General features: G+C 55.2%; 23 protein-coding genes. 14 read left to right on the top strand and 9 right to left on the bottom strand.

Features of this window, described 5'->3' with window-relative positions; translation table 11 throughout:
* Positions 1-19: 19 nt before the first annotated feature.
* From clpX to bolA, 4 genes are all read right to left on the bottom strand, one after another.
* Positions 20-1,291 carry an ATP-dependent protease ATP-binding subunit ClpX gene (gene clpX / locus IEX01_RS01100; RefSeq protein WP_024557439.1) on the bottom strand — a complete coding sequence of 424 codons (1,272 nt, stop codon included), beginning with the start codon at positions 1,289-1,291 and terminating at the stop codon, positions 20-22.
* Between the two features lie 128 nt (positions 1,292-1,419).
* The gene (clpP, locus tag IEX01_RS01095; RefSeq protein WP_024554056.1) at positions 1,420-2,043 is read right to left on the bottom strand and encodes an ATP-dependent Clp endopeptidase proteolytic subunit ClpP; all 624 of its coding nucleotides are present in this window, start codon (positions 2,041-2,043) and stop codon (positions 1,420-1,422) included.
* A gap of 302 nt (positions 2,044-2,345) precedes the next feature.
* Positions 2,346-3,644: a trigger factor gene (gene tig / locus IEX01_RS01090; RefSeq protein ID WP_188723120.1), complete on the bottom strand. Its 1,299-nt coding sequence runs from the start codon at positions 3,642-3,644 to the stop codon at positions 2,346-2,348.
* A gap of 352 nt (positions 3,645-3,996) precedes the next feature.
* A complete protein-coding gene (gene bolA, locus IEX01_RS01085; RefSeq protein WP_024557441.1) occupies positions 3,997-4,314 on the bottom strand; it encodes a transcriptional regulator BolA in 318 nt (105 codons plus the stop codon).
* Between the two features lie 302 nt (positions 4,315-4,616).
* On the opposite strand from bolA, the gene IEX01_RS01080 reads away from it, so the two are divergent.
* The 8 genes from IEX01_RS01080 to IEX01_RS01045 all read left to right on the top strand — a co-directional run bounded on the left by IEX01_RS01080 (position 4,617) and on the right by IEX01_RS01045 (position 13,517).
* A complete protein-coding gene (locus IEX01_RS01080) occupies positions 4,617-5,195 on the top strand; it encodes a lipoprotein (protein ID WP_024557442.1) in 579 nt (192 codons plus the stop codon).
* A gap of 48 nt (positions 5,196-5,243) precedes the next feature.
* Positions 5,244-6,713, top strand: a complete 1,470-nt coding sequence (gene ampG / locus IEX01_RS01075; RefSeq protein WP_188723717.1) for a muropeptide MFS transporter AmpG — start codon at positions 5,244-5,246, stop codon at positions 6,711-6,713.
* A 501-nt stretch (positions 6,714-7,214) separates the two neighbouring features.
* Positions 7,215-8,162, top strand: coding sequence for a cytochrome o ubiquinol oxidase subunit II (gene cyoA / locus IEX01_RS01070; protein WP_034882051.1), 948 nt, complete (start codon positions 7,215-7,217; stop codon positions 8,160-8,162).
* A 19-nt stretch (positions 8,163-8,181) separates the two neighbouring features.
* Complete coding sequence (cyoB, locus tag IEX01_RS01065; RefSeq protein ID WP_024557445.1) at positions 8,182-10,173, top strand: cytochrome o ubiquinol oxidase subunit I; 1,992 nt, start codon at positions 8,182-8,184, stop codon at positions 10,171-10,173.
* Positions 10,163-10,777, top strand: a complete 615-nt coding sequence (locus IEX01_RS01060; protein WP_024557446.1) for a cytochrome o ubiquinol oxidase subunit III — start codon at positions 10,163-10,165, stop codon at positions 10,775-10,777. Before cyoB ends, IEX01_RS01060 begins: the two co-directional genes overlap by 11 nt.
* The gene (locus IEX01_RS01055; protein WP_024557447.1) at positions 10,777-11,106 is read left to right on the top strand and encodes a cytochrome o ubiquinol oxidase subunit IV; all 330 of its coding nucleotides are present in this window, start codon (positions 10,777-10,779) and stop codon (positions 11,104-11,106) included. The genes IEX01_RS01060 and IEX01_RS01055 overlap by 1 nt, the downstream gene beginning before the upstream one ends.
* An 11-nt stretch (positions 11,107-11,117) precedes the next feature.
* Complete coding sequence (gene cyoE, locus IEX01_RS01050; RefSeq protein WP_024552981.1) at positions 11,118-12,005, top strand: heme o synthase; 888 nt, start codon at positions 11,118-11,120, stop codon at positions 12,003-12,005.
* Positions 12,006-12,152: 147 nt separating this feature from the next.
* A complete protein-coding gene (locus IEX01_RS01045) occupies positions 12,153-13,517 on the top strand; it encodes an MFS transporter (RefSeq protein ID WP_188723119.1) in 1,365 nt (454 codons plus the stop codon).
* Positions 13,518-13,549: 32 nt separating this feature from the next.
* Here the strand turns inward: IEX01_RS01045 and IEX01_RS01040 are convergent, their stop codons facing one another.
* On the bottom strand, positions 13,550-14,041 hold the full coding sequence (locus IEX01_RS01040) for a YajQ family cyclic di-GMP-binding protein (protein WP_024557449.1): 492 nt from the start codon (positions 14,039-14,041) through the stop codon (positions 13,550-13,552).
* Positions 14,042-14,193: 152 nt separating this feature from the next.
* On the opposite strand from IEX01_RS01040, the gene panE reads away from it, so the two are divergent.
* Both panE and yajL read left to right on the top strand, forming a co-directional pair.
* Complete coding sequence (gene panE / locus IEX01_RS01035) at positions 14,194-15,108, top strand: 2-dehydropantoate 2-reductase (RefSeq protein WP_024557450.1); 915 nt, start codon at positions 14,194-14,196, stop codon at positions 15,106-15,108.
* Positions 15,068-15,658, top strand: coding sequence for a protein deglycase YajL (gene yajL / locus IEX01_RS01030; protein WP_024559804.1), 591 nt, complete (start codon positions 15,068-15,070; stop codon positions 15,656-15,658). The genes panE and yajL overlap by 41 nt, the downstream gene beginning before the upstream one ends.
* A 52-nt stretch (positions 15,659-15,710) precedes the next feature.
* On the opposite strand, the gene thiI is transcribed toward yajL, so the two are convergent.
* Positions 15,711-17,159, bottom strand: coding sequence for a tRNA uracil 4-sulfurtransferase ThiI (gene thiI / locus IEX01_RS01025; protein ID WP_024557452.1), 1,449 nt, complete (start codon positions 17,157-17,159; stop codon positions 15,711-15,713).
* A 212-nt stretch (positions 17,160-17,371) separates the two neighbouring features.
* On the opposite strand from thiI, the gene xseB reads away from it, so the two are divergent.
* The 4 genes from xseB to IEX01_RS01005 all read left to right on the top strand — a co-directional run bounded on the left by xseB (position 17,372) and on the right by IEX01_RS01005 (position 21,457).
* Complete coding sequence (xseB, locus tag IEX01_RS01020; protein ID WP_024552987.1) at positions 17,372-17,614, top strand: exodeoxyribonuclease VII small subunit; 243 nt, start codon at positions 17,372-17,374, stop codon at positions 17,612-17,614.
* Between the two features lie 4 nt (positions 17,615-17,618).
* Positions 17,619-18,518: a (2E,6E)-farnesyl diphosphate synthase gene (gene ispA, locus IEX01_RS01015; RefSeq protein WP_024557453.1), complete on the top strand. Its 900-nt coding sequence runs from the start codon at positions 17,619-17,621 to the stop codon at positions 18,516-18,518.
* 26 nt (positions 18,519-18,544) lie between these two features.
* On the top strand, positions 18,545-20,407 hold the full coding sequence (gene dxs, locus IEX01_RS01010) for a 1-deoxy-D-xylulose-5-phosphate synthase (protein ID WP_188723118.1): 1,863 nt from the start codon (positions 18,545-18,547) through the stop codon (positions 20,405-20,407).
* A 75-nt stretch (positions 20,408-20,482) separates the two neighbouring features.
* On the top strand, positions 20,483-21,457 hold the full coding sequence (locus IEX01_RS01005) for an aldo/keto reductase (RefSeq protein ID WP_024559801.1): 975 nt from the start codon (positions 20,483-20,485) through the stop codon (positions 21,455-21,457).
* 39 nt (positions 21,458-21,496) lie between these two features.
* On the opposite strand, the gene pgpA is transcribed toward IEX01_RS01005, so the two are convergent.
* Genes pgpA through nusB form a run of 3 tightly spaced genes read right to left on the bottom strand, consistent with a single transcriptional unit; the run spans position 21,497 to position 23,439 of the window.
* Positions 21,497-22,012: a phosphatidylglycerophosphatase A gene (gene pgpA / locus IEX01_RS01000; protein ID WP_024557456.1), complete on the bottom strand. Its 516-nt coding sequence runs from the start codon at positions 22,010-22,012 to the stop codon at positions 21,497-21,499.
* The gene (gene thiL / locus IEX01_RS00995; RefSeq protein WP_024557457.1) at positions 21,990-22,967 is read right to left on the bottom strand and encodes a thiamine-phosphate kinase; all 978 of its coding nucleotides are present in this window, start codon (positions 22,965-22,967) and stop codon (positions 21,990-21,992) included. Before thiL ends, pgpA begins: the two co-directional genes overlap by 23 nt.
* A gap of 52 nt (positions 22,968-23,019) precedes the next feature.
* Positions 23,020-23,439: a transcription antitermination factor NusB gene (gene nusB, locus IEX01_RS00990; protein ID WP_024552992.1), complete on the bottom strand. Its 420-nt coding sequence runs from the start codon at positions 23,437-23,439 to the stop codon at positions 23,020-23,022.

Here is a 23,439-nt window from a genome sequence, read left to right as displayed (position 1 = left end):
GATTGTATAAAGAGGCTATTTATTCGCCGGAGGCTTGCGCTTCCGGTTTGCCGTAAATCAGCAGCGGCTCAGACTGGCCCGCGATAACCGATTCGTCGATAACCACTTTTTCAACCTCTTCCATGGAAGGGAGATCGTACATGGTATCCAGCAGTGCGCCTTCAACGATAGAGCGCAGGCCACGAGCACCAGTTTTGCGCGACATCGCTTTCTTCGCGATGGCTTCCAGCGCTTCGTCGCGAAACTCCAGTTCAACGCCTTCCAGGTTAAAGAGCGCCTGGTACTGCTTGGTCAGGGCGTTCTTCGGCTCTTTCAGAATCTGGATAAGCGCTTCTTCGCTCAGTTCGTTCAGCGTAGCGACAACCGGCAGACGACCAATGAACTCAGGAATCAGGCCGAATTTAATCAGATCTTCTGGCTCCACCTGCGAAAGCAATTCACCTTCTGTCGCTTTCTGCGATTTGCCTTTCACCGTTGCGCCGAAGCCGATACCAGAGCCGGTTTCGACACGGTTGGCGATGACTTTATCAAGACCTGCAAACGCGCCGCCGCAGATAAAGAGGATTTTGGAGGTATCAACCTGCAAAAACTCCTGCTGCGGGTGCTTACGTCCGCCCTGCGGCGGTACTGCCGCCACGGTGCCTTCAATCAGCTTCAGCAGCGCCTGCTGCACGCCTTCGCCAGAAACATCGCGGGTGATGGACGGGTTATCGGATTTACGGGAGATTTTATCAATCTCATCAATGTAAACGATGCCGCGCTGCGCTTTCTGCACGTCGTAATCGCATTTCTGCAGCAGCTTCTGAATGATGTTCTCAACATCTTCGCCCACATAGCCCGCTTCAGTCAGGGTAGTGGCGTCCGCCATGGTAAACGGCACATCCAGCAGGCGAGCCAACGTCTCGGCAAGCAGGGTTTTACCGCTGCCGGTTGGGCCTATCAGCAGAATGTTGCTTTTACCCAGCTCAACACCATTGGAGCTGTCGCCGTTACGCAGGCGCTTGTAATGGTTATAAACCGCTACCGCCAGGACTTTTTTAGCTTTTTCCTGACCGATGACGTAATCATCAAGATGGCTGCGAATTTCATGCGGCGTAGGCAATGCGCTACGTTCGCGATGCGGAGCCACTTCTTTAATCTCTTCGCGAATAATGTCGTTACATAAATCGACACACTCGTCGCAGATATACACGGACGGTCCGGCAATCAGCTTACGCACTTCATGCTGGCTCTTGCCGCAAAAAGAGCAATACAACAGTTTGCCTGAACCGTCTTTGCGCTTATCTGTCATGAGTCAAAACCTCTTTTCTGTTCTTCGTGCCGCACGCGACCACGCAATGCCCCATACAGGCGCCAGCCGCCAGGGTGACTAAGGCAGCCGCTTACTAACTATAGTATAGCGGCTGCCTTTGGCGGGCATTAGTTACGATGGGTCAAAATGGAGTCAACCAGGCCGTACTCCACCGCTTCGTTGGCGGAGAGGAAGCGGTCGCGCTCTGTGTCTCTTTCGATTTGCTCAAGAGATTGACCCGTATGTTGCGCCATAAGTTCATTCATGCGTGCTTTCACTTTCAGGATTTCGCGGGCGTGGATCTCAATATCCGTCGCCTGACCCTGATAGCCGCCGAGCGGCTGGTGGATCATCACGCGCGAGTTGGGCAGGCAGAAGCGCTTGCCTTTAGCCCCCGCCGTCAGCAGGAAGGCGCCCATAGAAGCCGCCTGGCCCATACAAATGGTGCTGACGTCCGGCTTAATAAATTGCATGGTGTCGTAAATCGACATCCCGGCGGTAATAACCCCGCCCGGCGAGTTGATGTAGAGATAGATGTCTTTTTCCGGGTTTTCCGCTTCCAGAAACAGCATCTGCGCCACAATCAGGTTAGCCATCTGGTCTTCGACCTGGCCTGTCAGAAAAATGACACGTTCCTTAAGCAGACGGGAGTAGATATCGTAAGAACGCTCACCGCGTGAGGTTTGTTCAACCACCATCGGCACCAGCGCCATATGGGGTGCAAATTGATCTCGTTCGCCACTGTATGACATATCCGTCTCCTGGATAAAAATTCTGAGTAACCTGCTGTACTGATCCTACATGAGCCTGCATCAGGATAACGATGCCCTTAGCGGCTCTCAACCTTTACGGACGGATTATCAGTCAGAGTCTTTACACTGCCTAACCCTTTAATGGGGATAAGTTTGGCCTGTTTCAAGCATAACAATCTTTTGCTGTTACGCTAACACCCAAAGGCGCTAATTGGCACCTCTACGCCAGGTTGCAGCATAAAAAAGCCCGTCACCACCGGGTGACGGGCTGATTAAGCGCTTCCTGGGAGAAGAATACGGGCTTATGCCTGCTGGTTCATCAGCTCGTTGAAGGAGGTCGCTTTATCAGTCACTTTGGCTTTGGACAGCACAGCTTCAACAGCCTGCTCTTCCAGCGCGACATTGCGCATGTTGTCCATCAGCTCTTTGTTTTTGCTGTAGAACTCAACTACTTCGCTCGGATCTTCGTAAGCGGAAGCCATCTCTTCGATCAGAGACTGTACGCGAGCTTCATCAGCTTTCAGCTCGTGGGTGCGGATAACTTCGCCCAGCAGCAGGCCGACAATAACGCGACGTTTAGCTTGCTCTTCGAACAGCTCGCGCGGCAGCTCCAGCGCTTGCTTCTCGTTGCCGCCAAAACGCTGTGCAGCCTGGCGACGCAGCACGTCGATTTCGCCGTCGATCAGCGCAGCCGGTACGTCGATTGCGTTAGCGTTTACCAGACCGTCGATAGCCTGAGACTTGATGCGGTTACGCACAGCGCCTTTCAGCTCGCGCTCCATGTTCTTACGCACTTCAGCGCGCAGACCATCAACGGAGCCATCTTCCACGCCGAAGCGCTTGATGAAATCGGCGGTCAGCTCCGGCAGTTCACGCTCTTCCACTTTCTTCAGGTTGATAGCGAATTTCGCGGCTTTACCTTTCAGGTTTTCAGCGTGGTACTCTTCCGGGAAGGTCACATCGATGGTGAACTCTTCGCCCGCTTTGCGGCCTTTGATGCCTTCCTCGAAGCCCGGGATCATGCGGCCCTGACCCATCGCCAGCACGAAGTCAGAAGCTTTGCCGCCTTCAAACTCTTCGCCGTCAACAGAACCGGTGAAATCGATAGTCACGCGATCTTCAGCATCAGCCGCGCCGTCTTTATCTTTCCAGGTCGCCTGCTGCTTACGCAGAGTATCCAGCATGGTGTCCACGTCAGCGTCAGTGACTTCGACCACCGGCTTCTCAACCTCGATGGATTCCAGACCTTTCAGCTCAACTTCCGGATAAACTTCGAACTCAACGGCATAGGTAAAGTCTTCGCCCAGCTTGTATTCGCCCGGAACGTAGTTCGGCGCGCCGGCCGGGTTGATTTTTTCTTTAATGATAGCGTCAACGAAGTGACGGCTCATCAGATCGCCCAGCACATCCTGGCGAACAGAGGCGCCATAACGCTGAGCAACGACGTTCATCGGTACCTTGCCCTTGCGGAAGCCGTCGATACGAACTTTTTTCGCCACGTTGACCAGCTCGCTTTTTACAGCGTTTTCGATGCTGTCAGCAGGGATAGTAATCGTTACACGGCGCCCAAGGCCCTGAGTGGTTTCAACTGAAACTTGCATCTTGTTACCTCAAAAAATCACAGTGCTCGGTCAACTCTGGAAGCCCTTATGATGGTCATCGCTTCGCAGAACCGGGATCTTTTCTGAATCAGAATCACAATCCCTGTCGCCAGAATCATCCCGAAGACATTCCGAAAAATAAGACGCGCATTATAGCGGCATCCCTGGGGGTAGTCGAGAAAAGCAAATGTACCGCTTTGCGGCTTTTTTCACACTTCCCGGCTCTTTTTTGCCTGAACCGCCATTAATTCGTGCAAAATTCAGACAAAACAAAACGGCCCGTAGGCCGTTTTACACGTTTAGCTCTGGCGCAACATACTGGAAAAAGCCTCGTCGTTGCAAATTCCTCTGCTCAGGCGATGCTGCCCGCGCCGCGACAAGGGGGCGAGGCGAAAACCGTATCCTGCAACCCTTCCCATTCCTTTATAGTGTAGGTATGCAGCGCAAGCGCGTGTACAGTGCCGGCCAGCTCTTCGCTTAAGGTGCCGTAAATAAGGCGATGGCGGTTTAAAAAACGCTCGCCCGTAAAGCGATCGCTCACTAACACCACTTTAAAGTGGCTTTCTGAACCAGCAGGAACGTTGTGACGATAGCTTTCATCTACGACTTCCAGAAACACGGGATCAAACGCTGCCCTTAATTTTGATTCTATTTGCTCGCGTACCATCATAACGATCTCCTCGACAACGCTGTGATGCCTGCCATGTCTATAAATGTTAGCCGCATTTACCGTTTACATAACCAACAGGCAACAAAATTTTAGCTTTTCATTCCATTATTTCGATGAATGCCTCACGAGGTAAAGCTAAACGGTGGGAGCAAAGGCTTTTTCTTACCAAAAAACAGCTTACTTGCTCAGAAAAAGGCCAACGCGATGAATTTACATCCATTCCCTCTTCCCCTTGCGAATGGCGATGTTATGATGGCGAGAATTTTATTCTTGACAGCCCAAGGTACTCCGAGAGCCACAATATGTTAAAAAAACTCTTTTTCCCGCTGGTTGCCCTTTTTATGCTGGCTGGTTGCGCTACACCGCCTACGACTATTGACGTTTCACCGAAGATTACGCTGCCGCAGCAGGATCCGAGCCTGATGGGCGTAACCATCAGCATCAACGGCGCCGATCAGCGTCCCGATCAGGCGCTGGCCAAAGTAACCCGTGACAATCAGCTCGTCACGCTGACCGCCTCCCGCGACCTGCGCTTCCTGCTGCAGGAAGTGCTGGAGAAACAGATGAGTTCTCGCGGTTATATGATTGGGCCGAACGGCGCGGTAGATTTGCAGATAATCGTTAATCAGCTGTATGCCGATGTTTCCCAGGGCAACGTACGCTACAACATCGCTACCAAAGCGGATATCTCTATCATCGCCACTGCGAAGACCGGTAACAAGATGACCAAAAACTACCGCGCAAGCTACTCCGTTGAAGGCGCGCTTCAGGCGTCCAATAAGAATATCGCTGAAGCGGTCAACTCTGTCCTGACTGACACCATCGCCGATATGGCGCAGGACACCAGCGTTCACGAGTTCATCAAGCAGAACGCCCGTTAATCTCACCTTCACTGGCCCGGCATGCCGGGCCAGCTTTTTATTATGCCCATGTCCAGTCACGCGCTTCGTATCTTTCAGCAGCCTAAATCCGCCATCCTCCTGATGCTGGGCTTCGCCTCCGGTTTGCCGCTTGCGCTGACCTCCGGCACCCTTCAGGCATGGATGACTGTCGAGAATATCGATCTGAAGACTATCGGCTTTTTCTCGCTGGTAGGGCAGGCCTATGTCTTTAAATTCCTCTGGTCGCCGCTGATGGACCGCTATACGCCGCCGTTGTTTGGCCGTCGTCGCGGTTGGTTGTTGTTGACGCAAGTTCTCTTACTGATTGCTATCGCGGCCATGGGTTTCCTCGAACCGGCCACTCACCTGCGCTGGATGGCGGCGCTGGCTGTCATTATCGCCTTCTGCTCCGCTTCGCAGGATATTGTATTCGATGCCTGGAAAACGGACGTTTTGCCTGCGCAAGAGCGCGGCGCGGGCGCGGCTATCAGCGTACTCGGCTACCGCCTCGCCATGCTGGTTTCCGGCGGGCTGGCGTTATGGCTTGCCGACCGCTGGCTTGGCTGGCAAGCGACTTACTGGCTGATGGCCGCTCTGCTTATTCCCTGCATTATCGCCACGCTATTTGCGCCAGAGCCGCACGACGCTATTCCCGTACCGCGCAGCCTTGAACAGGCGGTGGCGGAGCCGCTGCGTGATTTTTTCGGCCGAAATAACGCCTGGTTAATCCTGCTGTTGATCGTGCTTTACAAGCTCGGCGACGCCTTTGCCATGAGCCTCACCACCACATTTTTGATTCGCGGCGTGGGGTTTGATGCAGGCGAAGTGGGCGTCGTAAATAAAACGCTGGGGCTGTTTGCGACCATTGTCGGCGCGCTCTATGGCGGCATATTAATGCAACGACTGTCGCTGTTTCGCGCACTGCTGATTTTCGGCGTGCTGCAGGGAGCGTCTAATGCTGGTTACTGGCTGCTCTCCATAACGGATAAACATATGGTGAGCATGGCGGCGGCGGTATTTTTTGAAAACCTCTGTGGCGGCATGGGCACCGCCGCTTTCGTCGCCCTGCTGATGACGCTGTGCAACAAATCTTTCTCCGCCACGCAATTCGCCCTGCTTTCCGCGCTTTCAGCCGTAGGCCGGGTCTATGTCGGGCCGATTGCAGGCTGGTTTGTGGAAAGCCACGGCTGGCCGAGCTTTTACCTCTTTTCCGTCTTCGCCGCCGTGCCGGGCATTGTGCTGCTGCTGATTTGTCGCGATACGCTGGAATACACTCAGCGAACCGAAGGCTTCCTGCAACGCCGCGCTTTCCCGCAGGCTTATCGCTTCTCGCTCTGGTTGCTTGGCGCAGGCGCTTTGCTGCTGGGCATAGGGTTATCAGGTCTTATCGCTGATGCACTGGATGCCATCGTTTTCGTCCATAGCGCCATTTTGCTGGAAGGCGGCGCGCTGCTGGCATTGGCAGGCGTCGTGCTGGGCGCAACGCTTGACTATCTGGCGCTGCGTAAACAGACCTGACGGCATTTTTACTCCTTAATGGGTAGCCATAATAAAAAGTTATTTGCCGTGGCAATCACGAAGGGGAATTATAGCGGTGAAATAAGCAACAATTTATTTACCAACATTTTTGTTTTTTTGTGCGACTAAAAACGATGAAAATTAATCAATCGAAAAATATGAATAAATTGCCTTTATCGATTCAGCTCAGGTAATATTAATTTTAAGTTCTTTAATTGTCCTTTTATTGATAATTAATTGTTAATTATTTGTGTGTTTAAATTCCTGTTTATGCCCTTGTCCCGCGCGTTCCTCCTTTGAAAGCCTCTTTCGTTATAAGCCTTCTCAGCAGCCCATTCCTTGTATAAATTTGAAATGCGCTGAAACAGCTGTGACCTATGCGGCAGAAGCCACTAACACGGGCCTGACAGTACTTCAACCATGTTTACAGTAATGTAACCTTCCCGTAAAATGCCGCCACACTTTAAGCGACAATAGAGCCCCCTGAATTGAGGTCGTTAAATGAGACTCAGGAAATACAATAAAAGTTTGGGATTGTTGTCATTATTCGCAGGCACTGTATTACTCAGTGGTTGCGATTCTGCACTTCTCAATCCAAAAGGACAGGTTGGACTGGAGCAACGTTCGCTGATACTGACAGCCCTCGGGCTGATGTTGATTGTCGTTATTCCGGCCATCGTAATGGCGATTGGCTTTGCCTGGAAATATCGGGCAACCAATAAGGACGCTAAATACAGCCCCAACTGGTCGCACTCGAACAAAGTTGAAGCTGTAGTCTGGACCATTCCTATCCTTATCATCATCTTCCTTGCGGTACTGACGTGGAAAACTACACACTCACTCGAACCCAGCCGTCCGCTGGCAAGCGATGTGAAGCCGGTTACCATCGAAGTAGTCGCACTGGACTGGAAATGGTTTTTCATTTATCCGGAGCAGGGTATCGCTACGGTGAATGAGATTGCCTTCCCGGCAAACACCCCGGTGGAATTCAAAATCACCTCTAACTCGGTGATGAACTCCTTCTTTATTCCGCGCCTTGGTAGCCAGATCTATGCGATGGCGGGCATGCAGACTCAGCTGCACCTGATCGCCAACGAAGCCGGCACCTATAACGGTATCTCCGCTAACTACAGCGGTCGCGGCTTCTCCGGCATGAAGTTTAAGGCCATCGCCACGCCGGATACCGAAACCTTCAACCAGTGGGTAGCGAAAGCGAAGCAGTCTCCGAACGCCATCAATGACATGGCGACCTACGAGAAACTGGCGGCGCCGAGCGAATACAACAAGGTTGAATACTTCTCCAGCGTCAAACCGGGTTTGTTTAAGGATGTTATTAACAAATTCATGGGACACGGGAAAAGCATGGACATGACCCAGCCGGAAGGGGAACACGCATCCCATGAAGGTATGGAAGGCATGGACATGAGCAAAGCGGAAACCTCTCATTAAGGGGCCGAGGAATATTACGATGTTCGGAAAACTTACACTGGATGCAATCCCGTACCATGAGCCGATTATCATGGTTACGGTGGCTGCGATTCTCGTCGGGGGACTGGCGTTAGTTGCAGGCCTCACTTACTTCGGTAAGTGGTCTTATTTGTGGAATGAGTGGCTCACCTCCGTGGACCACAAGCGCCTCGGGATTATGTATATTCTCGTGGCAATCGTTATGCTGGTGCGCGGCTTCGCCGACGCCATCATGATGCGTACCCAGCAGTTGCTGGTTTCCGCCGGCGAGCAAGGCTTCTTGCCACCGCACCACTACGACCAGATCTTTACCGCCCACGGCGTTATTATGATCTTCTTCGTAGCGATGCCGTTCGTTATCGGTCTGATGAACCTCGTGGTGCCGCTGCAAATCGGCGCTCGCGACGTGGCCTTCCCGTTCCTGAACAACCTGAGCTTCTGGTTCACCGTTGTTGGGGTTATCCTGGTGAACGTATCGCTGGGTGTGGGCGAGTTCGCGCAGACCGGTTGGGTTGCTTATCCGCCGCTGTCGGGCATTGAGTACAGTCCGGGCGTGGGCGTTGACTACTGGATCTGGAGCCTCCAGCTCTCCGGTATCGGTACAACGCTGACCGGTATTAACTTCTTCGTTACTATCCTGCGCATGCGTGCGCCGGGCATGACGATGTTCAAAATGCCGGTATTTACCTGGGCGGCGCTCTGCACCAACGTGCTGATTATCGTCTCCTTCCCGATCCTGACCGTGACTATCGCGTTGCTGACCCTGGACCGCTATCTGGGCACCCATTTCTTCACCAATGATATGGGCGGCAACATGATGATGTACGTGAACCTGATTTGGGCCTGGGGCCATCCGGAAGTGTACATCCTGGTTCTGCCGGTATTCGGTGTCTTCTCTGAAGTTACCGCGACCTTCTCCAAAAAGCGTCTGTTTGGTTATACCTCACTCGTTTGGGCGACCATCGCGATTACCGTGCTGTCGTTCATCGTGTGGCTGCACCACTTCTTCACCATGGGCAGCGGTGCGAACGTTAACGCCTTCTTTGGTATCACCACGATGATTATCGCCATCCCGACCGGGGTGAAGATCTTCAACTGGTTGTTTACCATGTACCAGGGTCGTATTCAGTTCCACTCCGCCATGCTGTGGACCATCGGCTTCATCATCACCTTCTCCATCGGTGGTATGACCGGCGTACTGCTTGCAGTACCAGGCGCAGACTTCGTTCTGCACAACAGTCTGTTCCTGATTGCCCACTTCCATAACGTGATTATCGGTGGTGTGGTATTTGGTTGCTTCGCCGGTATGACCTACTGGTGGCCGAAAGCCTTTGGTTACACCATGAACGAAACCTGGGGCAAACGCGCCTTCTGGTTCTGGATAATCGGCTTCTTCGTGACCTTTATGCCGCTGTACGCTATGGGCTTCATGGGTATGACCCGTCGCGTGAGCCAGGACATCGATCCGATGTTCGAACCGCTGATGATTGTGGCTGAAATCGGTGCGCTGCTGATTGCCTGCGGTATCTTCAGCATCATCATGCAGATCTACACCTCTGTTCGCGATCGTGACCAGAACCGTGATCTGACCGGTGACCCGTGGGGCGCGCGTACGCTGGAGTGGGCAACCTCTTCTCCGCCGCCGTTCTACAACTTTGCCGTAGTGCCGGAAATCCAGGAGCGCGACGCGTTCTGGGAAATGAAGAACAAAGGCGAAGCGTATAAGCAACCGACGCATTATGAAGAAATTCATATGCCGAAAAACAGCGGCGCAGGCGTGATTATCGGCTTGTTCAGCACCATCTTCGGTTTCGCCATGATCTGGCATATCTGGTGGCTGGCGGCGCTGGGCTTCGTAGGTATCCTGGTTACATGGATTGCGAAAAGCTTCGATGAAGACGTGGATTACTACGTACCGGTCGCTACCGTTGAGAAACTGGAAAACCAGCATTTCGATGAAATTAGCAAAGCAGGGCTGAAAAATGTCAACTGATTCACTTGCACACTCTGGAGCCCATGCGCACGACGTAGGGCACCACGATGCGGGAGCCAATAAGGTCTTTGGCTTCTGGATCTACCTGATGAGCGACTGCATTCTGTTTGCAACGCTGTTCGCTACCTATGCCGTTCTTGTGAACGGCACGGCGGGGGGCCCGACCGGGAAAGATATTTTCGAGCTGCCGTTTGTGCTGGTTGAAACTTTCCTGCTGCTGTTCTCCTCCATTACGTACGGCATGGCGGTTATCGCCATGAACAAAGACAACCGCAGCCAGGTTATGGCCTGGCTCGGTCTGACGTTCCTGTTTGGCGCAGGCTTCGTCGCTATGGAAATTTATGAGTTCCATCATCTGATCGCCGAAGGCTTCGGTCCTGACCGCAGCGGCTTCCTGTCCGGGTTCTTTACCCTGGTAGGCACCCACGGCGTTCACGTAACCTCCGGTCTTATCTGGATGGCGGTGATGATGTTCCAGATTTCCCGTCGCGGCCTGAACAGCATGAACCGCACTCGTCTGATGTGCCTGAGCCTGTTCTGGCACTTCCTGGACGTCGTGTGGATTTGCGTATTCTCTGTTGTCTATCTGATGGGGGCGATGTAATGAGTCATTCTACCGATCACGCAGGCGCCCATCACGGCAGCGTAAAAACCTATCTGACCGGCTTTATCCTCTCCATCATCCTGACGGTCATCCCGTTCTGGATGGTGATGAATGGCTCTGCGTCTCACACGGCTATTCTGGGTACCGTCCTGGTCACGGCAGTGGTTCAGATTCTGGTTCACCTGGTGTGCTTCCTGCACATGAACACCTCCTCTGAGGAGCGCTGGAACCTGGTGGCCTTTGTCTTTACCGTGCTGATTATCGCCATCCTGGTAGTAGGCTCAATCTGGATTATGTGGAGCCTCAACTACAACATGATGGTTCACTAAGAGCGGCGAGTATGTTTAAGCAATACCTGCAAGTAACGAAACCAGGCATCATTTTCGGCAACCTGATCTCCGTGATCGGGGGGTTCCTGCTGGCCTCCAAGGGCAGCATCGACTATCCCCTCTTCCTCTTCACGCTGGTTGGGGTGTCGCTGGTAGTGGCGTCGGGTTGTGTGTTCAACAACTACATCGATCGCGATATCGATCGCAAGATGGAAAGGACCAAGAATCGGGTGCTGGTGAAAGGCCTGATCTCTCCGCAGGTCTCGCTGGTGTACGCCGCGTTGCTGGGTATTGCTGGCTTTATGCTGCTGTGGTTTGGCGCCAATCCCCTGGCCTGCTGGCTGGGGGTGATGGGGTTCGTGGTCTATGTGGGCGTTTATAGCCTGTATATGAAACGCCACTCCGTCTATGGCACGCTGATTGGTTCGCTCTCCGGCGCTGCGCCGCCGGTGATTGGCTATTGCGCCGTGACCAATGAGTTTGACAGCGGCGCGCTCATCCTGCTGGCTATCTTCAGCCTGTGGCAGATGCCTCACTCCTACGCCATCGCGATTTTCCGCTTTAAGGATTATCAGGCGGCGAATATTCCGGTTCTGCCGGTGGTGAAAGGCATCTCTGTCGCCAAGAACCATATCACGCTTTACATCATCGCTTTTGCTGTCGCTACGCTGATGCTGTCGCTTGGCGGTTACGCCGGCTACAAATATCTGGTGGTTGCGGCGGCGGTGAGCGTCTGGTGGCTCGGTATGGCCCTGCGCGGCTATAAAACCGAAAACGACAAGGTGTGGGCGCGCAAGCTGTTCGTCTTCTCCATTGTCGCCATCACTTCGCTTAGCGTGATGATGTCGGTCGATTTTATGGTGCCTGACTCACATAATCTTCTGACTTACGTCTGGTAAGACGCCAGTCTGCTAAAAGGGTGCTTCGGCACCCTTTTTTATTAGCAGCATCAATAGATAACCTCTGAAATATTTCCTAAATAAGCGATTATTTACCCTCCCCCGCCGTGGCACTACACTAGGGCCTGCTTTTTATCTGAGGTGGTAATGAACGATAACAAAATGACGCCCGTCGAGCTGCGAGCGACGTGGGGTTTAGGGACGGTGTTCTCGCTGCGCATGCTCGGCATGTTTATGGTGCTGCCGGTTCTTACTACTTACGGAATGGCGTTACAGGGCGCGAGCGAAGCGCTGATTGGCTTCGCGATTGGCATCTACGGCCTGGCGCAGGCCATCTTCCAGATCCCTTTCGGCCTGCTTTCCGACCGTATCGGCCGCAAGCCGCTGATTGTGGGCGGTCTGGCGATTTTTGTGGCCGGCAGCGTGCTGGCCGCGCTTTCTGATTCTATCTGGGGCGTTATCCTCGGGCGCGCGCTCCAGGGCTCCGGCGCGATAGCCGCCGCCGTCATGGCCCTGCTTTCCGATCTCACCCGCGAGCAAAACCGCACCAAAGCGATGGCATTTATCGGCGTGAGCTTCGGCGTTACCTTCGCTATCGCCATGGTGTTAGGGCCGATTATCACTCATGCGCTGGGGTTGCAGGCGCTCTTCTGGATGATAGCTCTGCTGGCGAGCTGCGGCATCGCCCTTACTCTGTGGGTTGTGCCGAACAGCACCACGCACGTGCTGAACCGTGACTCCGCGATGGTCAAAGGCTGCTTTACCAAAGTGCTGGCGAATCCGCAGTTGCTGAAGCTGAACTTCGGCATTATGTGTCTGCATATTCTGCTGATGTCGACATTCGTTGCCCTGCCCGGCCAGCTTGAAGCCGCCGGTTTCGCCGCCGCTCAGCACTGGAAAATCTATCTTTGCACCATGCTGATTTCCTTTGTCTCCGTCGTGCCTTTCATTATTTACGCCGAAGTGAAACGCCGCATGAAGCGCGTATTTCTGTTCTGCATAGCGGTTCTGCTGATTGCCGAAATCGTGCTGTGGGGTTCAGGACCGCACTTCTGGGAGCTGGTGGCGGGCGTTCAGCTTTTCTTTCTCGCCTTCAACCTGATGGAAGCGCTGCTGCCTTCGCTTATCAGCAAAGAAGCCCCGGCGGGCTATAAGGGCACCGCTATGGGCATCTATTCCACCAGCCAGTTCCTCGGCGTGGCCATTGGCGGCTCGCTGGGCGGCTGGATTGACGGTCTTTTTGATTCCCAGACCGTGTTTCTGATTGGCGCGTTGCTGGCGACATTCTGGCTGCTGGTGAGCTCTACCATGAAAGAGCCGCCCTATGTCAGCAGCCTGCGCATTGCCTTGCCTGAAGGAATTGAAATCGGCAGCGCGTTGCAGCGGCGCCTGCTGGAGAAGGAAGGGGTGAGCGAGGCGGTGATTGTGCCGCAGGAGCGCACCGCTTACGTGAAAATTGACAGTAAAGTCACCAACCGGTTTGAAATCGAACAGGTTGTCAAAGGAGCATAAAAAAGGGCGGAATTTCCGCCCTTTCCTTTTGCTTAATCGCGGAAGTTTTTGAACTGGAACGGCTGCCCCAGGTTTCCGCCGCGCACCAGCGCCATGGCTGACTGAAGGTCGTCGCGGGATTTCCCCGTTACGCGAATTTCTTCGCCCTGAATCTGGGTTTGCACCTTCAGTTTGCTGTCTTTAATCAGCTTAACGATTTTCTTCGCTACGCTGGCTTCGATGCCCTGCTTGAGCTTCGCTTCCACGCTCCAGGTTTTACCGCTGTGCACGAACTCTTCCGGTACGTCCAGCGAACTGTTTTCAATGCCGCGTTTAAGCAGCTTCGCACGCAGAATATCCAGCAGCTGATTTACCTGGAAATCGGACTCGCTCGTGACTTTTATCGTCTTACTGGCGTCATTGAGCTCAAAGCTTGCGGTCACGTTACGAAAATCGAAGCGCGTATCCAGTTCACGGGTCGCATTTTCCACCGCGTTACGCACTTCCTGCAGATCAACTTCCGACACAATATCAAAAGATGGCATGTTTTCTTCTCCCTCTCTTTTTGTTGCGATGCATAATACCCGCAAAGTTGCATAAAACAACCCGTAATCGGGCCGCCAGACGCAGCCTGGTCGACAACGCTATAATAGACGCAATATAAAACGCCTGGCGCCGTTGCAGGTGGGGAGGAGCAATGAAAATTACCGTACTGGGGTGCGGTGCGCTGGGGCAACTGTGGCTTTCCGCGCTAATAAAGCAAGGCCACGACGTACAGGGATGGCTGCGGGTACCGCAGCCTTTTTGTCAGGTAAACCTGCGTGAAACCGACAACACGGTGTTCAACGCCTCGCTCATGGCCAATAACCCGGATTTCCTGGCGCAGAGCGATCTGCTGGTGGTGACGCTGAAAGCCTGGCAAGTCTCCGGCGCGGTGAAAGCGCTGGCTGAACGTCTGCCGGCCAGCAGCCCTGTGCTGCTCATCCATAACGGCATGGGCACGATAGAGGAACTGAAAAACCTGGCGCAGCCGCTGCTGATGGGGGTAACCACCCACGCTGCGCGCCGTGAAGGCAACCTGATCATTCATGTTGCGAACGGCATTACCCATATCGGCCCGGCCTCCTCCTGCCGTCAGGATTACAGCCAGCTTGCGGCGGAACTCCACCACGCCCTGCCTGACGTGGCCTGGCATAACGACATCAGCGCCGCCTGCTGGAAGAAGCTCGCGGTAAATTGCGTGATCAACCCGCTGACCGCGCTCTACGACTGCCCGAACGGCGAACTGCGTCATCGGCACGACGAGATCCGGGAAATTTGCGAAGAGGTCGCGCAGGTTATGGTGAGTGAAGGTCTTCACACTTCGGCCGAAAGCCTGTTCCTCTATGTGGAGAGGGTCATGGAGAGCACCGCGCAGAACATCTCATCCATGCTGCAGGACGTACGCCAACAGCGGCATACCGAAATCGACTATATCACCGGCTATGTGTTGCGCCGCGCCCGGGCGCACGGGCTAACGCTGCCTGCCAACACCCGCCTGTATGAACACATCAAGCGTAAGGAGAACCATTATGAGCGCATCGGCACTGATCTGCCTCGCACCTGGCACTGAGGAGACCGAAGCGGTCACCACCATCGACCTGCTGGTGCGGGGCGGCATTCGCGTTACGACCGCCAGCGTGGCGAGCGATGGCGATCGGGTCATTACCTGTTCACGCGGCGTGAAGCTGCTGGCGGATGCGCCGCTGGTGGAAGTCGCAGATGGCGATTATGACGTTATTGTTCTGCCGGGTGGGCTGAAAGGGGCGGAATGTTTTCGCGACAGTCCGCTGTTGGTGGAAACCGTACGCCAGTTCCATCTTTCAGGTCGCCTCGTCGCCGCCATTTGCGCGGCGGCCGGCACGGTGCTGGTTCCGCATGATCTCTTTCCCATCGGCAACATGACCGGTTTCCCGGGGCTTAAAGACCGCATTCCACAAGAGAAGTGGATGGATAAACGCGTGGTATGGGACCCGCGCGTCAAGCTGCTGACCAGCCAGGGCCCCGGCACAGCGATGGATTTCGCGTTGAAGATTATCGATCTGCTGGCGGGTCGCGAGAAAGCGCGGGAAGTGGCGGCGCAACTGGTGCTGCCGCCCGGCATTTACAACTATCACGACTAATAAAAAAGCCTCCGCAAGGGAGGCTTTTTGTTTACAGACAATCCATAACACGTTAAGGGCGATACACTTTCACGTTTTTAAAGCCCTGTTCGTGCAGATAGAGCGCCTGCAGGCGGCTCATCACGCCACGCTCGCACCACAGCAAGTACGTTTTGCTCTGGTCGAGGTCGCCGAATTTAGTGCTGAGCTTATAGAACGGCAGGCAAACTACCTCTACTCCTTCGACTTGCAACGGCTTGTCGTCCTGTTCGTCGACAGAGCGGATATCCAGAATCGCGTCGTCAGGGCCAAAACCGTTTACGGTTTCCACCTCCACCACGTCCTGTTCGGTCTGCTCGGCGATTTCACGAATATCGACGTTAGTCGCGTTTTCCACAACGCTATCGAGGATAGAGAAATCGAAGTTCGCCTCTTCCGCTTCAATCTTCGCTTTTACCGCTTTCACGGTCGGGCTTTTTGAAATCACGCCGCAATATTCCGGCATGGTGCGGGCAAAATCTTCGGTGCCGATTTTTCTTGCAATATCAATAATATGCTCTTTGTCGTGCGAAATAAGCGGACGCAAAATCAGCGTATCGGAGACATTATCGATAAGGCGCAGGTTGGTCAGCGTCTGGCTGGAAACCTGCCCCAGCGCTTCGCCGGTCACCAGCGCCTGCACGCCGTAGCGTTCGGCGACTTTCGACGCGGCGCGCACCATCATGCGCTTGAGCACCACGCCCATCTGGCCGTCGTCCACTTTCTCGAGAATTTCGCCGACCACTGGCTCGAAGTTAATGGCGACAAAGCGAACGCGATGCGAGCTGCCGAAGCGGTTCCACAGATAATGCGCGACCTGACGCACGCCGATTTCGTGCGCCGCGCCGCCCAGATTAAAGAAGCAATAATGCACACGGCAGCCGCGGCGCATCAGCATATAGCTGGAGACGCTGGAGTCGAAGCCGCCGGAGATAAGCGACATCACATCTTCCTGCGTGCCGATCGGGAAACCGCCAATCCCTTCGTAACGTCCTTTTACCAGCAGCAGACGATCGTCTTCGATTTCAAGATGCACGGTGACGTCCGGGTGCGTCAGCTTCACTTTCGCCGATTCAATATGCTGATTGAGACCGCCGCCGACGTAGCGTTCTACTTCAATAGAGCTAAACTCATGCTTGCCGCGACGCTTTACGCGTACGCAGAAGGTTTTGTTCTGGAGCTTTTCGCGCCAGTCGGCGAGCGTTTTTTCGAAAATATCGTGCAGGTCGGTAAAGGGAACATCCTCTACCTCCAGAATATGGTGAATGCCCGGGATACGGGTCAGGGCGTCGCGCACGGCGGGACGCTGGTTTTCATCTTTAGCGCGAACTTCGATGTGGTCCCAGTGACGAACGACAGCGATCTCTTCGCTGTAAGGCTTCAGAACGTTACGAATGTTCCCGGTCAGGATTTTAATAAAGCGCAAACGCACAGATTGGCTTTTAATGGTGATTTCCGGGAACAATTTAATGATAAACTTCATGGCGGCTATGATTCGTTGGCAAGCCCTTTGGGCTTAGAAAGTAGTACCGCAAGGCAACCATCGCGCTTGCATCGTGAGCGCGCAAGTATATCACCATCGTGATGCGACTGCGCACATAACCAACCCACAAGGCGTTATTTGCTAATCAATTCGTCTCCGCTACCATGCAGTGTTGCGAAGATGATAATTAACCCAAGAGTCAGACATTCACTATGCCGAAGAAAAACGAACGCCCGGCCAGCTTTGAAACGGCGCTGGCGGAGCTTGAGCAGATTGTCAGCCGTCTGGAAAGTGGCGATCTGCCGCTGGAAGAGGCGTTAAACGAGTTTGAACGCGGCGTGCAGCTGGCGCGCCAGGGGCAGGTGAAGCTGCAACAGGCCGAACAGCGGGTACAGATCCTGCTCTCTGACAGCGAAGAGGCGCCGCTGACGCCTTTCACTCCGGACGCTGAGTAATTCAATGGATTTTAATCAACAGCTCAAGCGGCAGGCTGAACGGGCCAACGCCGCGCTACAACACTTTCTTGAACCCCTGCCGTTTCAGAACAGTCCACTGGTTGAAGCGATGCACTACGGCGCACTATTAGGCGGTAAGCGCCTGCGCCCGTTCCTGGTTTACGCCACTGGCGAGATGTTTAACGTATCGCCTCAGGCGCTGGACGCGCCCGCCGCCGCCGTTGAGTGCATTCACGCCTATTCGCTGATGCACGACGATCTTCCTGCAATGGACGATGACGACCTGCGCCGCGGTCAGCCGACCTGCCATATTAAATTTGGCGAAGCAAACGCAATTCTCGCCGGTGACGCGCTGCAAACGCTCGCTTTCTCTATACTTACGGATGCGCCGATGCCCGACGTGGCGCTGCGCGACCGACTGGCGATGGTGTCTGAACTGGCCCGCGCGAGCGGCGTCGCAGGCATGTGCGGCGGCCAGGCGCTGGATCTGGATGCGGAAGGCAAGCAGGTATCGCTGGAAGCGCTTGAGCGCATTCATCGCCACAAAACCGGGGCGCTGATCCTGGCGGCGGCGCGCATGGGCGCGCTTTGTGCAGGCGACGCCGGACGTGAAGCGCTGCCTTATCTTGACCGCTACGCGCAGAGCATCGGTCTGGCCTTCCAGGTACAGGATGACATTCTGGATGTGGTGGGGGATACTGCGACCCTTGGTAAACGCCAGGGCGCCGATCAGCAACTTGGCAAAAGCACCTACCCCGCCCTGCTGGGTCTTGAGCAAGCCCAGGCCAAAGCGCGCGATCTCTGCAATGAAGCCCTCGCGGCCCTGCAACCTCTGGCCGCACAGTCGCTGAATACCGCGACACTGGAAGCGTTAGCGAATTATATAATTCAACGTGATAAATAACGTATAAACACCACAACGAGTCTCTGATGAGTTTTGATACAGCCAAATACCCGACCCTGGCACTGGTGAACGCCACGCAGGAGTTGCGCCTGTTGCCTAAAGAGAGCCTGCCGAAGCTGTGCGACGAGCTGCGTCGCTACTTGCTCGACAGCGTGAGCCGCTCCAGCGGCCATTTCGCCTCCGGGCTTGGCGCAGTGGAACTGACTGTGGCGCTGCATTATGTTTACAACACGCCATTCGACCAGCTTATCTGGGATGTCGGCCATCAGGCTTACCCGCACAAAATTCTCACCGGGCGTCGCGATCGCATCGGCACCATCCGTCAGAAAGGCGGCCTGCACCCCTTCCCATGGCGCGGCGAGAGCGAGTATGACGTATTAAGCGTCGGCCACTCTTCTACCTCCATCAGCGCAGGCATTGGCGTGGCAATCGCCGCGGAGAAAGAAGGTAAAGATCGCCGTACCGTCTGCGTGATTGGCGATGGCGCCATTACGGCGGGCATGGCGTTTGAAGCGATGAACCACGCGGGCGATATTCGCCCTAACATGCTGGTTATCCTCAACGATAACGAAATGTCGATTTCAGAAAACGTCGGCGCGCTGAATAACCATCTGGCGCAGCTGCTTTCCGGCAAACTCTACTCCACGCTGCGCGAAGGCGGAAAAAAGGTCTTCTCCGGCGTGCCGCCGATCAAAGAGCTGCTTAAGCGCACCGAAGAGCATATTAAAGGTATGGTGGTTCCCGGCACGCTGTTTGAAGAGCTGGGCTTTAACTATATCGGCCCGGTGGATGGCCATGACGTGCTGGGGCTGGTGCATACCCTCAAGAACATGCGCGACCTGAAAGGCCCGCAGTTCCTGCATATCATGACTAAAAAGGGCCGTGGCTATGAGCCTGCGGAGAAAGATCCCATCACGTTTCACGCCGTGCCGAAGTTCGACCCGAAAAGCGGCACGTTGCCGAAAAGCAGCGGCGGTCAGCCGAGCTACTCGAAAATTTTTGGCGACTGGCTTTGCGAAACAGCGGCGAAAGACGACAAGCTGCTGGCCATTACGCCTGCGATGCGCGAAGGCTCCGGCATGGTGGAGTTTTCCCGCCAGTACCCGAGCCAGTATTTCGACGTGGCGATTGCCGAACAGCATGCGGTAACGCTGGCGGCGGGCTTCGCCATCGGCGGTTACAAGCCGGTTGTCGCCATCTACTCGACCTTTTTGCAGCGCGCCTACGACCAGGTTATCCACGATGTCGCTATCCAGAAGCTGCCGGTGCTGTTCGCTATCGATCGCGCCGGTATTGTCGGCGCCGACGGACAAACTCACCAGGGCGCGTTCGATCTCTCGTTCCTGCGCTGCGTGCCGGATATGGTCATCATGACCCCGAGCGATGAAAACGAATGCCGACAGATGCTTTTCACCGGCTACCACTATAACGACGGTCCCAGCGCGGTGCGTTACCCGCGCGGCAACGCCCTCGGCGTAGCGCTTCAGCCGCTGCAAAAGCTGCCGATTGGCAAAGGGGTTATCAAGCGTCAGGGCGAGCAAGTCGCCATCCTCAACTTCGGCACCCTGCTGCCGGAAGCGGCAAAAGTGGCCGAGGCGCTCAACGCGACGCTTGTGGATATGCGCTTTGTGAAGCCACTGGATGAAGCGTTAATTCTGGAACTGGCTTCTCGCCATGCGTCGCTGGTCACCGTGGAAGAAAACGCCATTATGGGCGGTGCGGGCAGCGGCGTAAACGAAGTGTTGATGGCCCACCGCAAACCGGTGCCGGTACTCAATATCGGCCTGCCGGACTGGTTCATCCCGCAAGGCACTCAGGATGAGGCTCGTCAGGAGATAGGCCTTGATGCCGCCGGTATGGAAGCGAAAATTCGCGCCTGGCTCGCCTGAGCCCTTCCGCCCTCCCCTTTCCGCTCCTGCTATGCTTAAAGGTAATCTTTGTTACCCTATGGCAGGAGTGGAACCATGCAATACAACATGTTAGGAATAACGGATCTCAGGGTTTCCCGGCTGTGCCTTGGCTGTATGACCTTTGGCGAACCCGATCGCGGCAAGCACGCCTGGACGCTTCCCGAAGAGAGCAGCCGCCTTATCATCAAGCATGCCATTAACAGCGGCATCAACTTTTTCGACACCGCAAACAGCTATTCCGACGGCAGTAGCGAAGAGATCCTCGGTCGTGCGCTGAAAGATTTCGCCCGCCGCGATGACGTGGTCGTCGCCACCAAGGTTTATCACCAGGTGGGGGACTTACAGGAAGGGCTTTCCCGCGCGCAGATCCTGCGCTCCATTGATGACAGCCTCACGCGGCTCGGCATGGATTATGTTGATCTCTTTCAGATTCACCGCTGGGACTACAACACGCCGATTGAGGAGACGCTGGAAGCGCTTAACGATGTGGTAAAAGCGGGCAAAGCGCGCTATATCGGCGCCTCATCCATGCACCCTGAGCAGTTTGAGCAGGCGCTGAAGCTTCAGCAAAGCAACGGCTGGGCGCGCTTCGTCACTATGCAAAACCATTACAACCTGATTTACCGTGAGGAAGAGCTGGAGATGCTGCCGCTCTGCCTGCGAGAAAATGTGGCGGTCATTCCCTGGAGCCCGCTGGCCCGCGGCCGTCTGACTCGCCCCTGGGGCGAAGCCACGGCTCGCTCGGTATCGGATGAATTTGGCAAAACGCTCTATAACGAAAATGACCAGACCGACGCGCAGATTGCCGAGCGTCTGGGACGCATCGCAGAAGATAAAGGGCTGACCCGCGCGCAAGTGGCGATTGCCTGGGTGCTCAGCAAGCCTGGCATTGCCGCGCCGATTATTGGCGCGTCGCGTGAAGAGCAGCTTGAAGAATTAGCGCAGGCGGTGGATGTGACGCTTACCGATAGCGAAATCGCCGAGCTGGAAATGCCTTACCAGCGCCACGCCGTGGTGGGTTTCCGCTAAAAAAGCCTTCCCCCTCCCCTGACGGCGAGGGGGAATAACTCAGAGGATGCCAATCGGCCAATGGTGGCCAATGTAGTAGAGGATCCCGGCCGAGATAACCCCGGCGACAATATCATCCACCATGATCCCCATGCCGCCGTGCACGTTACGATCGAACCAGCGGATCGGCCACGGCTTCCACATATCCAGAATGCGGAAAATAACAAACCCCGCGGCGACCCATTGCCAGTCGCCAGTGGGCAGCGCCATCAGCGTTATCCACATGCCGATAAATTCATCCCAGACGATAGCGCCATGATCGTGCACGCCCATATCTCTGGCGGTCTGATGACACAGATAAACGCCAAGGCTAATGCCTAGCATTATTACCAGCGAGTAAAGCTGCCAGGGTAAAAAGGTCATCAGATACCAGAACGGGATAGCGGCAAGCGACCCCATGGTGCCGGGCACCCAGGGACTTAGCCCACTGCCGAATCCCGTCGCCAACAGATGCCAGGGATTACTGAGTTTGAGGCGGCTTTTCGCCACATCCTTAAGCGGTTTTGAAGTGGTCATAGCCTTTCCAGTTTAGTGTTACCGGCTCGCCGTCGCGCACAAACTGCATGCCTTCCGAAGGCGGCATGACCTGGCCGATACAGGTAAACGGCACGCCCAGATGACCGAGCGCCACATCCAGCGCGCCGCGGTTAAGCTCCGGTACGGTGAAACAGAGTTCATAATCTTCGCCGCCGGAAAGCGCCCAGCGCTGCGCCTGTTCGAGCGTCGTCACGCTGCGCAGCTGTTCCGATAACGGCAGATCGTTGAGTTCTACGCGGGCGCCGCAATCGCTCGCCTTAAGGATATGACCGAGATCAGAGATAAGCCCGTCAGAGAGATCGATAGCGGCGCTGGCGCGATCGCGTAGCGCCTGGCCCTGCAGCACGCGCGGCGTCGGCCGCAGGTGACGCTGCACCAGGTAGTCAGCGCATTGCGCATCGGAAACCTGAAGCTGCTTTTGTAAAATCGCCAGCCCGGCGGCGCTGTCGCCCGGCGTGCCGGTCACATAAATCCAGTCGCCCGGACGCGCGCCGGCGCGCTTAAGCGCGCGACCCACCGGCACCAGGCCGTGAATGCCAAGCGTCATGGAGAGCGGGCCGCGGGTCGTGTCGCCGCCAATCAGCTGCATTTCGTAATAGCTCAATTGCTCAAACAGGCTATCGCTGAATGCCGCAAGCCAGGCCTCGTCCACTTCCGGCAAGGTCAACGCGAGCGTCAGCCATGCGGGCGTCGCGCCCATGGCGGCCAGATCGCTTAAGTTCACCGCCAGCGCTTTATAGCCCAGATCGCGCGGATCGATATCCGGCAAAAAATGGATGCCCGAAACCAGCGTATCGGTGCTTATCGCCAGCGTCTGTTTTTCCGGCACGTTCAGCAGCGCGCAATCGTCGCCAATACCGGTTTCCACATCCAGGCGGGCCGTTCTGACGCGATCAAAGTAACGAGCAATCAATGAAAATTCGCCGCAAGCCATACGTTATGCCTCAGCAGGAAAAGAAGAAAGGGCCGGAAAACCGGCCCTGAGATTACTTTTTGTGGGGGCGGATCTGCGGGGCGGCTTTATCGAGAACGCCGTTGACGAACTTGTGGCTGTCTTCAGCGCCGAAGGTTTTCGCCAGTTCGATCGCTTCGTTGATGGCGACTTTGTAGGGCACATCGTCACGTTTAGAGAGTTCGAACAGGGCGATACGCAGCACCGCTTTCTCGACCTGGCCCAGCTCTTCGAGCTGACGGGACAGGTAAGGCTTCATCAGCCCATCGAGATATGCGCTGTTGGTCGCCACCCCGGAGAGCAGTTCGCGGAAATACATGACGTCCACATCTTTTACGTCCTGTTCCGCCAGGAACTGGTATTCAACATCAGCGATGTCGTTCTGGGACAACTGCCAGGAGTAGAGCGCCTGGACGGCACACTCACGGGCGCGGCGACGAGCAGCAGGTTTCAC

This window comes from Franconibacter daqui, from assembly GCF_014644275.1.
Taxonomy (GTDB): Bacteria; Pseudomonadota; Gammaproteobacteria; order Enterobacterales; family Enterobacteriaceae; genus Franconibacter; species Franconibacter pulveris.
This window is presented reverse-complemented; position numbering and strand designations above follow the sequence as displayed.

Bases quoted from the DNA above. Each gene is read 5' to 3' on its own strand.
- clpX (WP_024557439.1), bottom strand. From the start codon at position 1,291: ATGACAGATAAGCGCAAAGACGGTTCAGGCAAACTGTTGTATTGCTCT.
- clpP (WP_024554056.1), bottom strand. From the start codon at position 2,043: ATGTCATACAGTGGCGAACGAGATCAATTTGCACCCCATATGGCGCTG.
- tig (WP_188723120.1), bottom strand. From the start codon at position 3,644: ATGCAAGTTTCAGTTGAAACCACTCAGGGCCTTGGGCGCCGTGTAACG.
- bolA (WP_024557441.1), bottom strand. From the start codon at position 4,314: ATGATGGTACGCGAGCAAATAGAATCAAAATTAAGGGCAGCGTTTGAT.
- IEX01_RS01080 (WP_024557442.1), top strand. From the start codon at position 4,617: ATGTTAAAAAAACTCTTTTTCCCGCTGGTTGCCCTTTTTATGCTGGCT.
- ampG (WP_188723717.1), top strand. From the start codon at position 5,244: ATGTCCAGTCACGCGCTTCGTATCTTTCAGCAGCCTAAATCCGCCATC.
- cyoA (WP_034882051.1), top strand. From the start codon at position 7,215: ATGAGACTCAGGAAATACAATAAAAGTTTGGGATTGTTGTCATTATTC.
- cyoB (WP_024557445.1), top strand. From the start codon at position 8,182: ATGTTCGGAAAACTTACACTGGATGCAATCCCGTACCATGAGCCGATT.
- IEX01_RS01060 (WP_024557446.1), top strand. From the start codon at position 10,163: ATGTCAACTGATTCACTTGCACACTCTGGAGCCCATGCGCACGACGTA.
- IEX01_RS01055 (WP_024557447.1), top strand. From the start codon at position 10,777: ATGAGTCATTCTACCGATCACGCAGGCGCCCATCACGGCAGCGTAAAA.
- cyoE (WP_024552981.1), top strand. From the start codon at position 11,118: ATGTTTAAGCAATACCTGCAAGTAACGAAACCAGGCATCATTTTCGGC.
- IEX01_RS01045 (WP_188723119.1), top strand. From the start codon at position 12,153: ATGAACGATAACAAAATGACGCCCGTCGAGCTGCGAGCGACGTGGGGT.
- IEX01_RS01040 (WP_024557449.1), bottom strand. From the start codon at position 14,041: ATGCCATCTTTTGATATTGTGTCGGAAGTTGATCTGCAGGAAGTGCGT.
- panE (WP_024557450.1), top strand. From the start codon at position 14,194: ATGAAAATTACCGTACTGGGGTGCGGTGCGCTGGGGCAACTGTGGCTT.
- yajL (WP_024559804.1), top strand. From the start codon at position 15,068: ATGAGCGCATCGGCACTGATCTGCCTCGCACCTGGCACTGAGGAGACC.
- thiI (WP_024557452.1), bottom strand. From the start codon at position 17,159: ATGAAGTTTATCATTAAATTGTTCCCGGAAATCACCATTAAAAGCCAA.
- xseB (WP_024552987.1), top strand. From the start codon at position 17,372: ATGCCGAAGAAAAACGAACGCCCGGCCAGCTTTGAAACGGCGCTGGCG.
- ispA (WP_024557453.1), top strand. From the start codon at position 17,619: ATGGATTTTAATCAACAGCTCAAGCGGCAGGCTGAACGGGCCAACGCC.
- dxs (WP_188723118.1), top strand. From the start codon at position 18,545: ATGAGTTTTGATACAGCCAAATACCCGACCCTGGCACTGGTGAACGCC.
- IEX01_RS01005 (WP_024559801.1), top strand. From the start codon at position 20,483: ATGCAATACAACATGTTAGGAATAACGGATCTCAGGGTTTCCCGGCTG.
- pgpA (WP_024557456.1), bottom strand. From the start codon at position 22,012: ATGACCACTTCAAAACCGCTTAAGGATGTGGCGAAAAGCCGCCTCAAA.
- thiL (WP_024557457.1), bottom strand. From the start codon at position 22,967: ATGGCTTGCGGCGAATTTTCATTGATTGCTCGTTACTTTGATCGCGTC.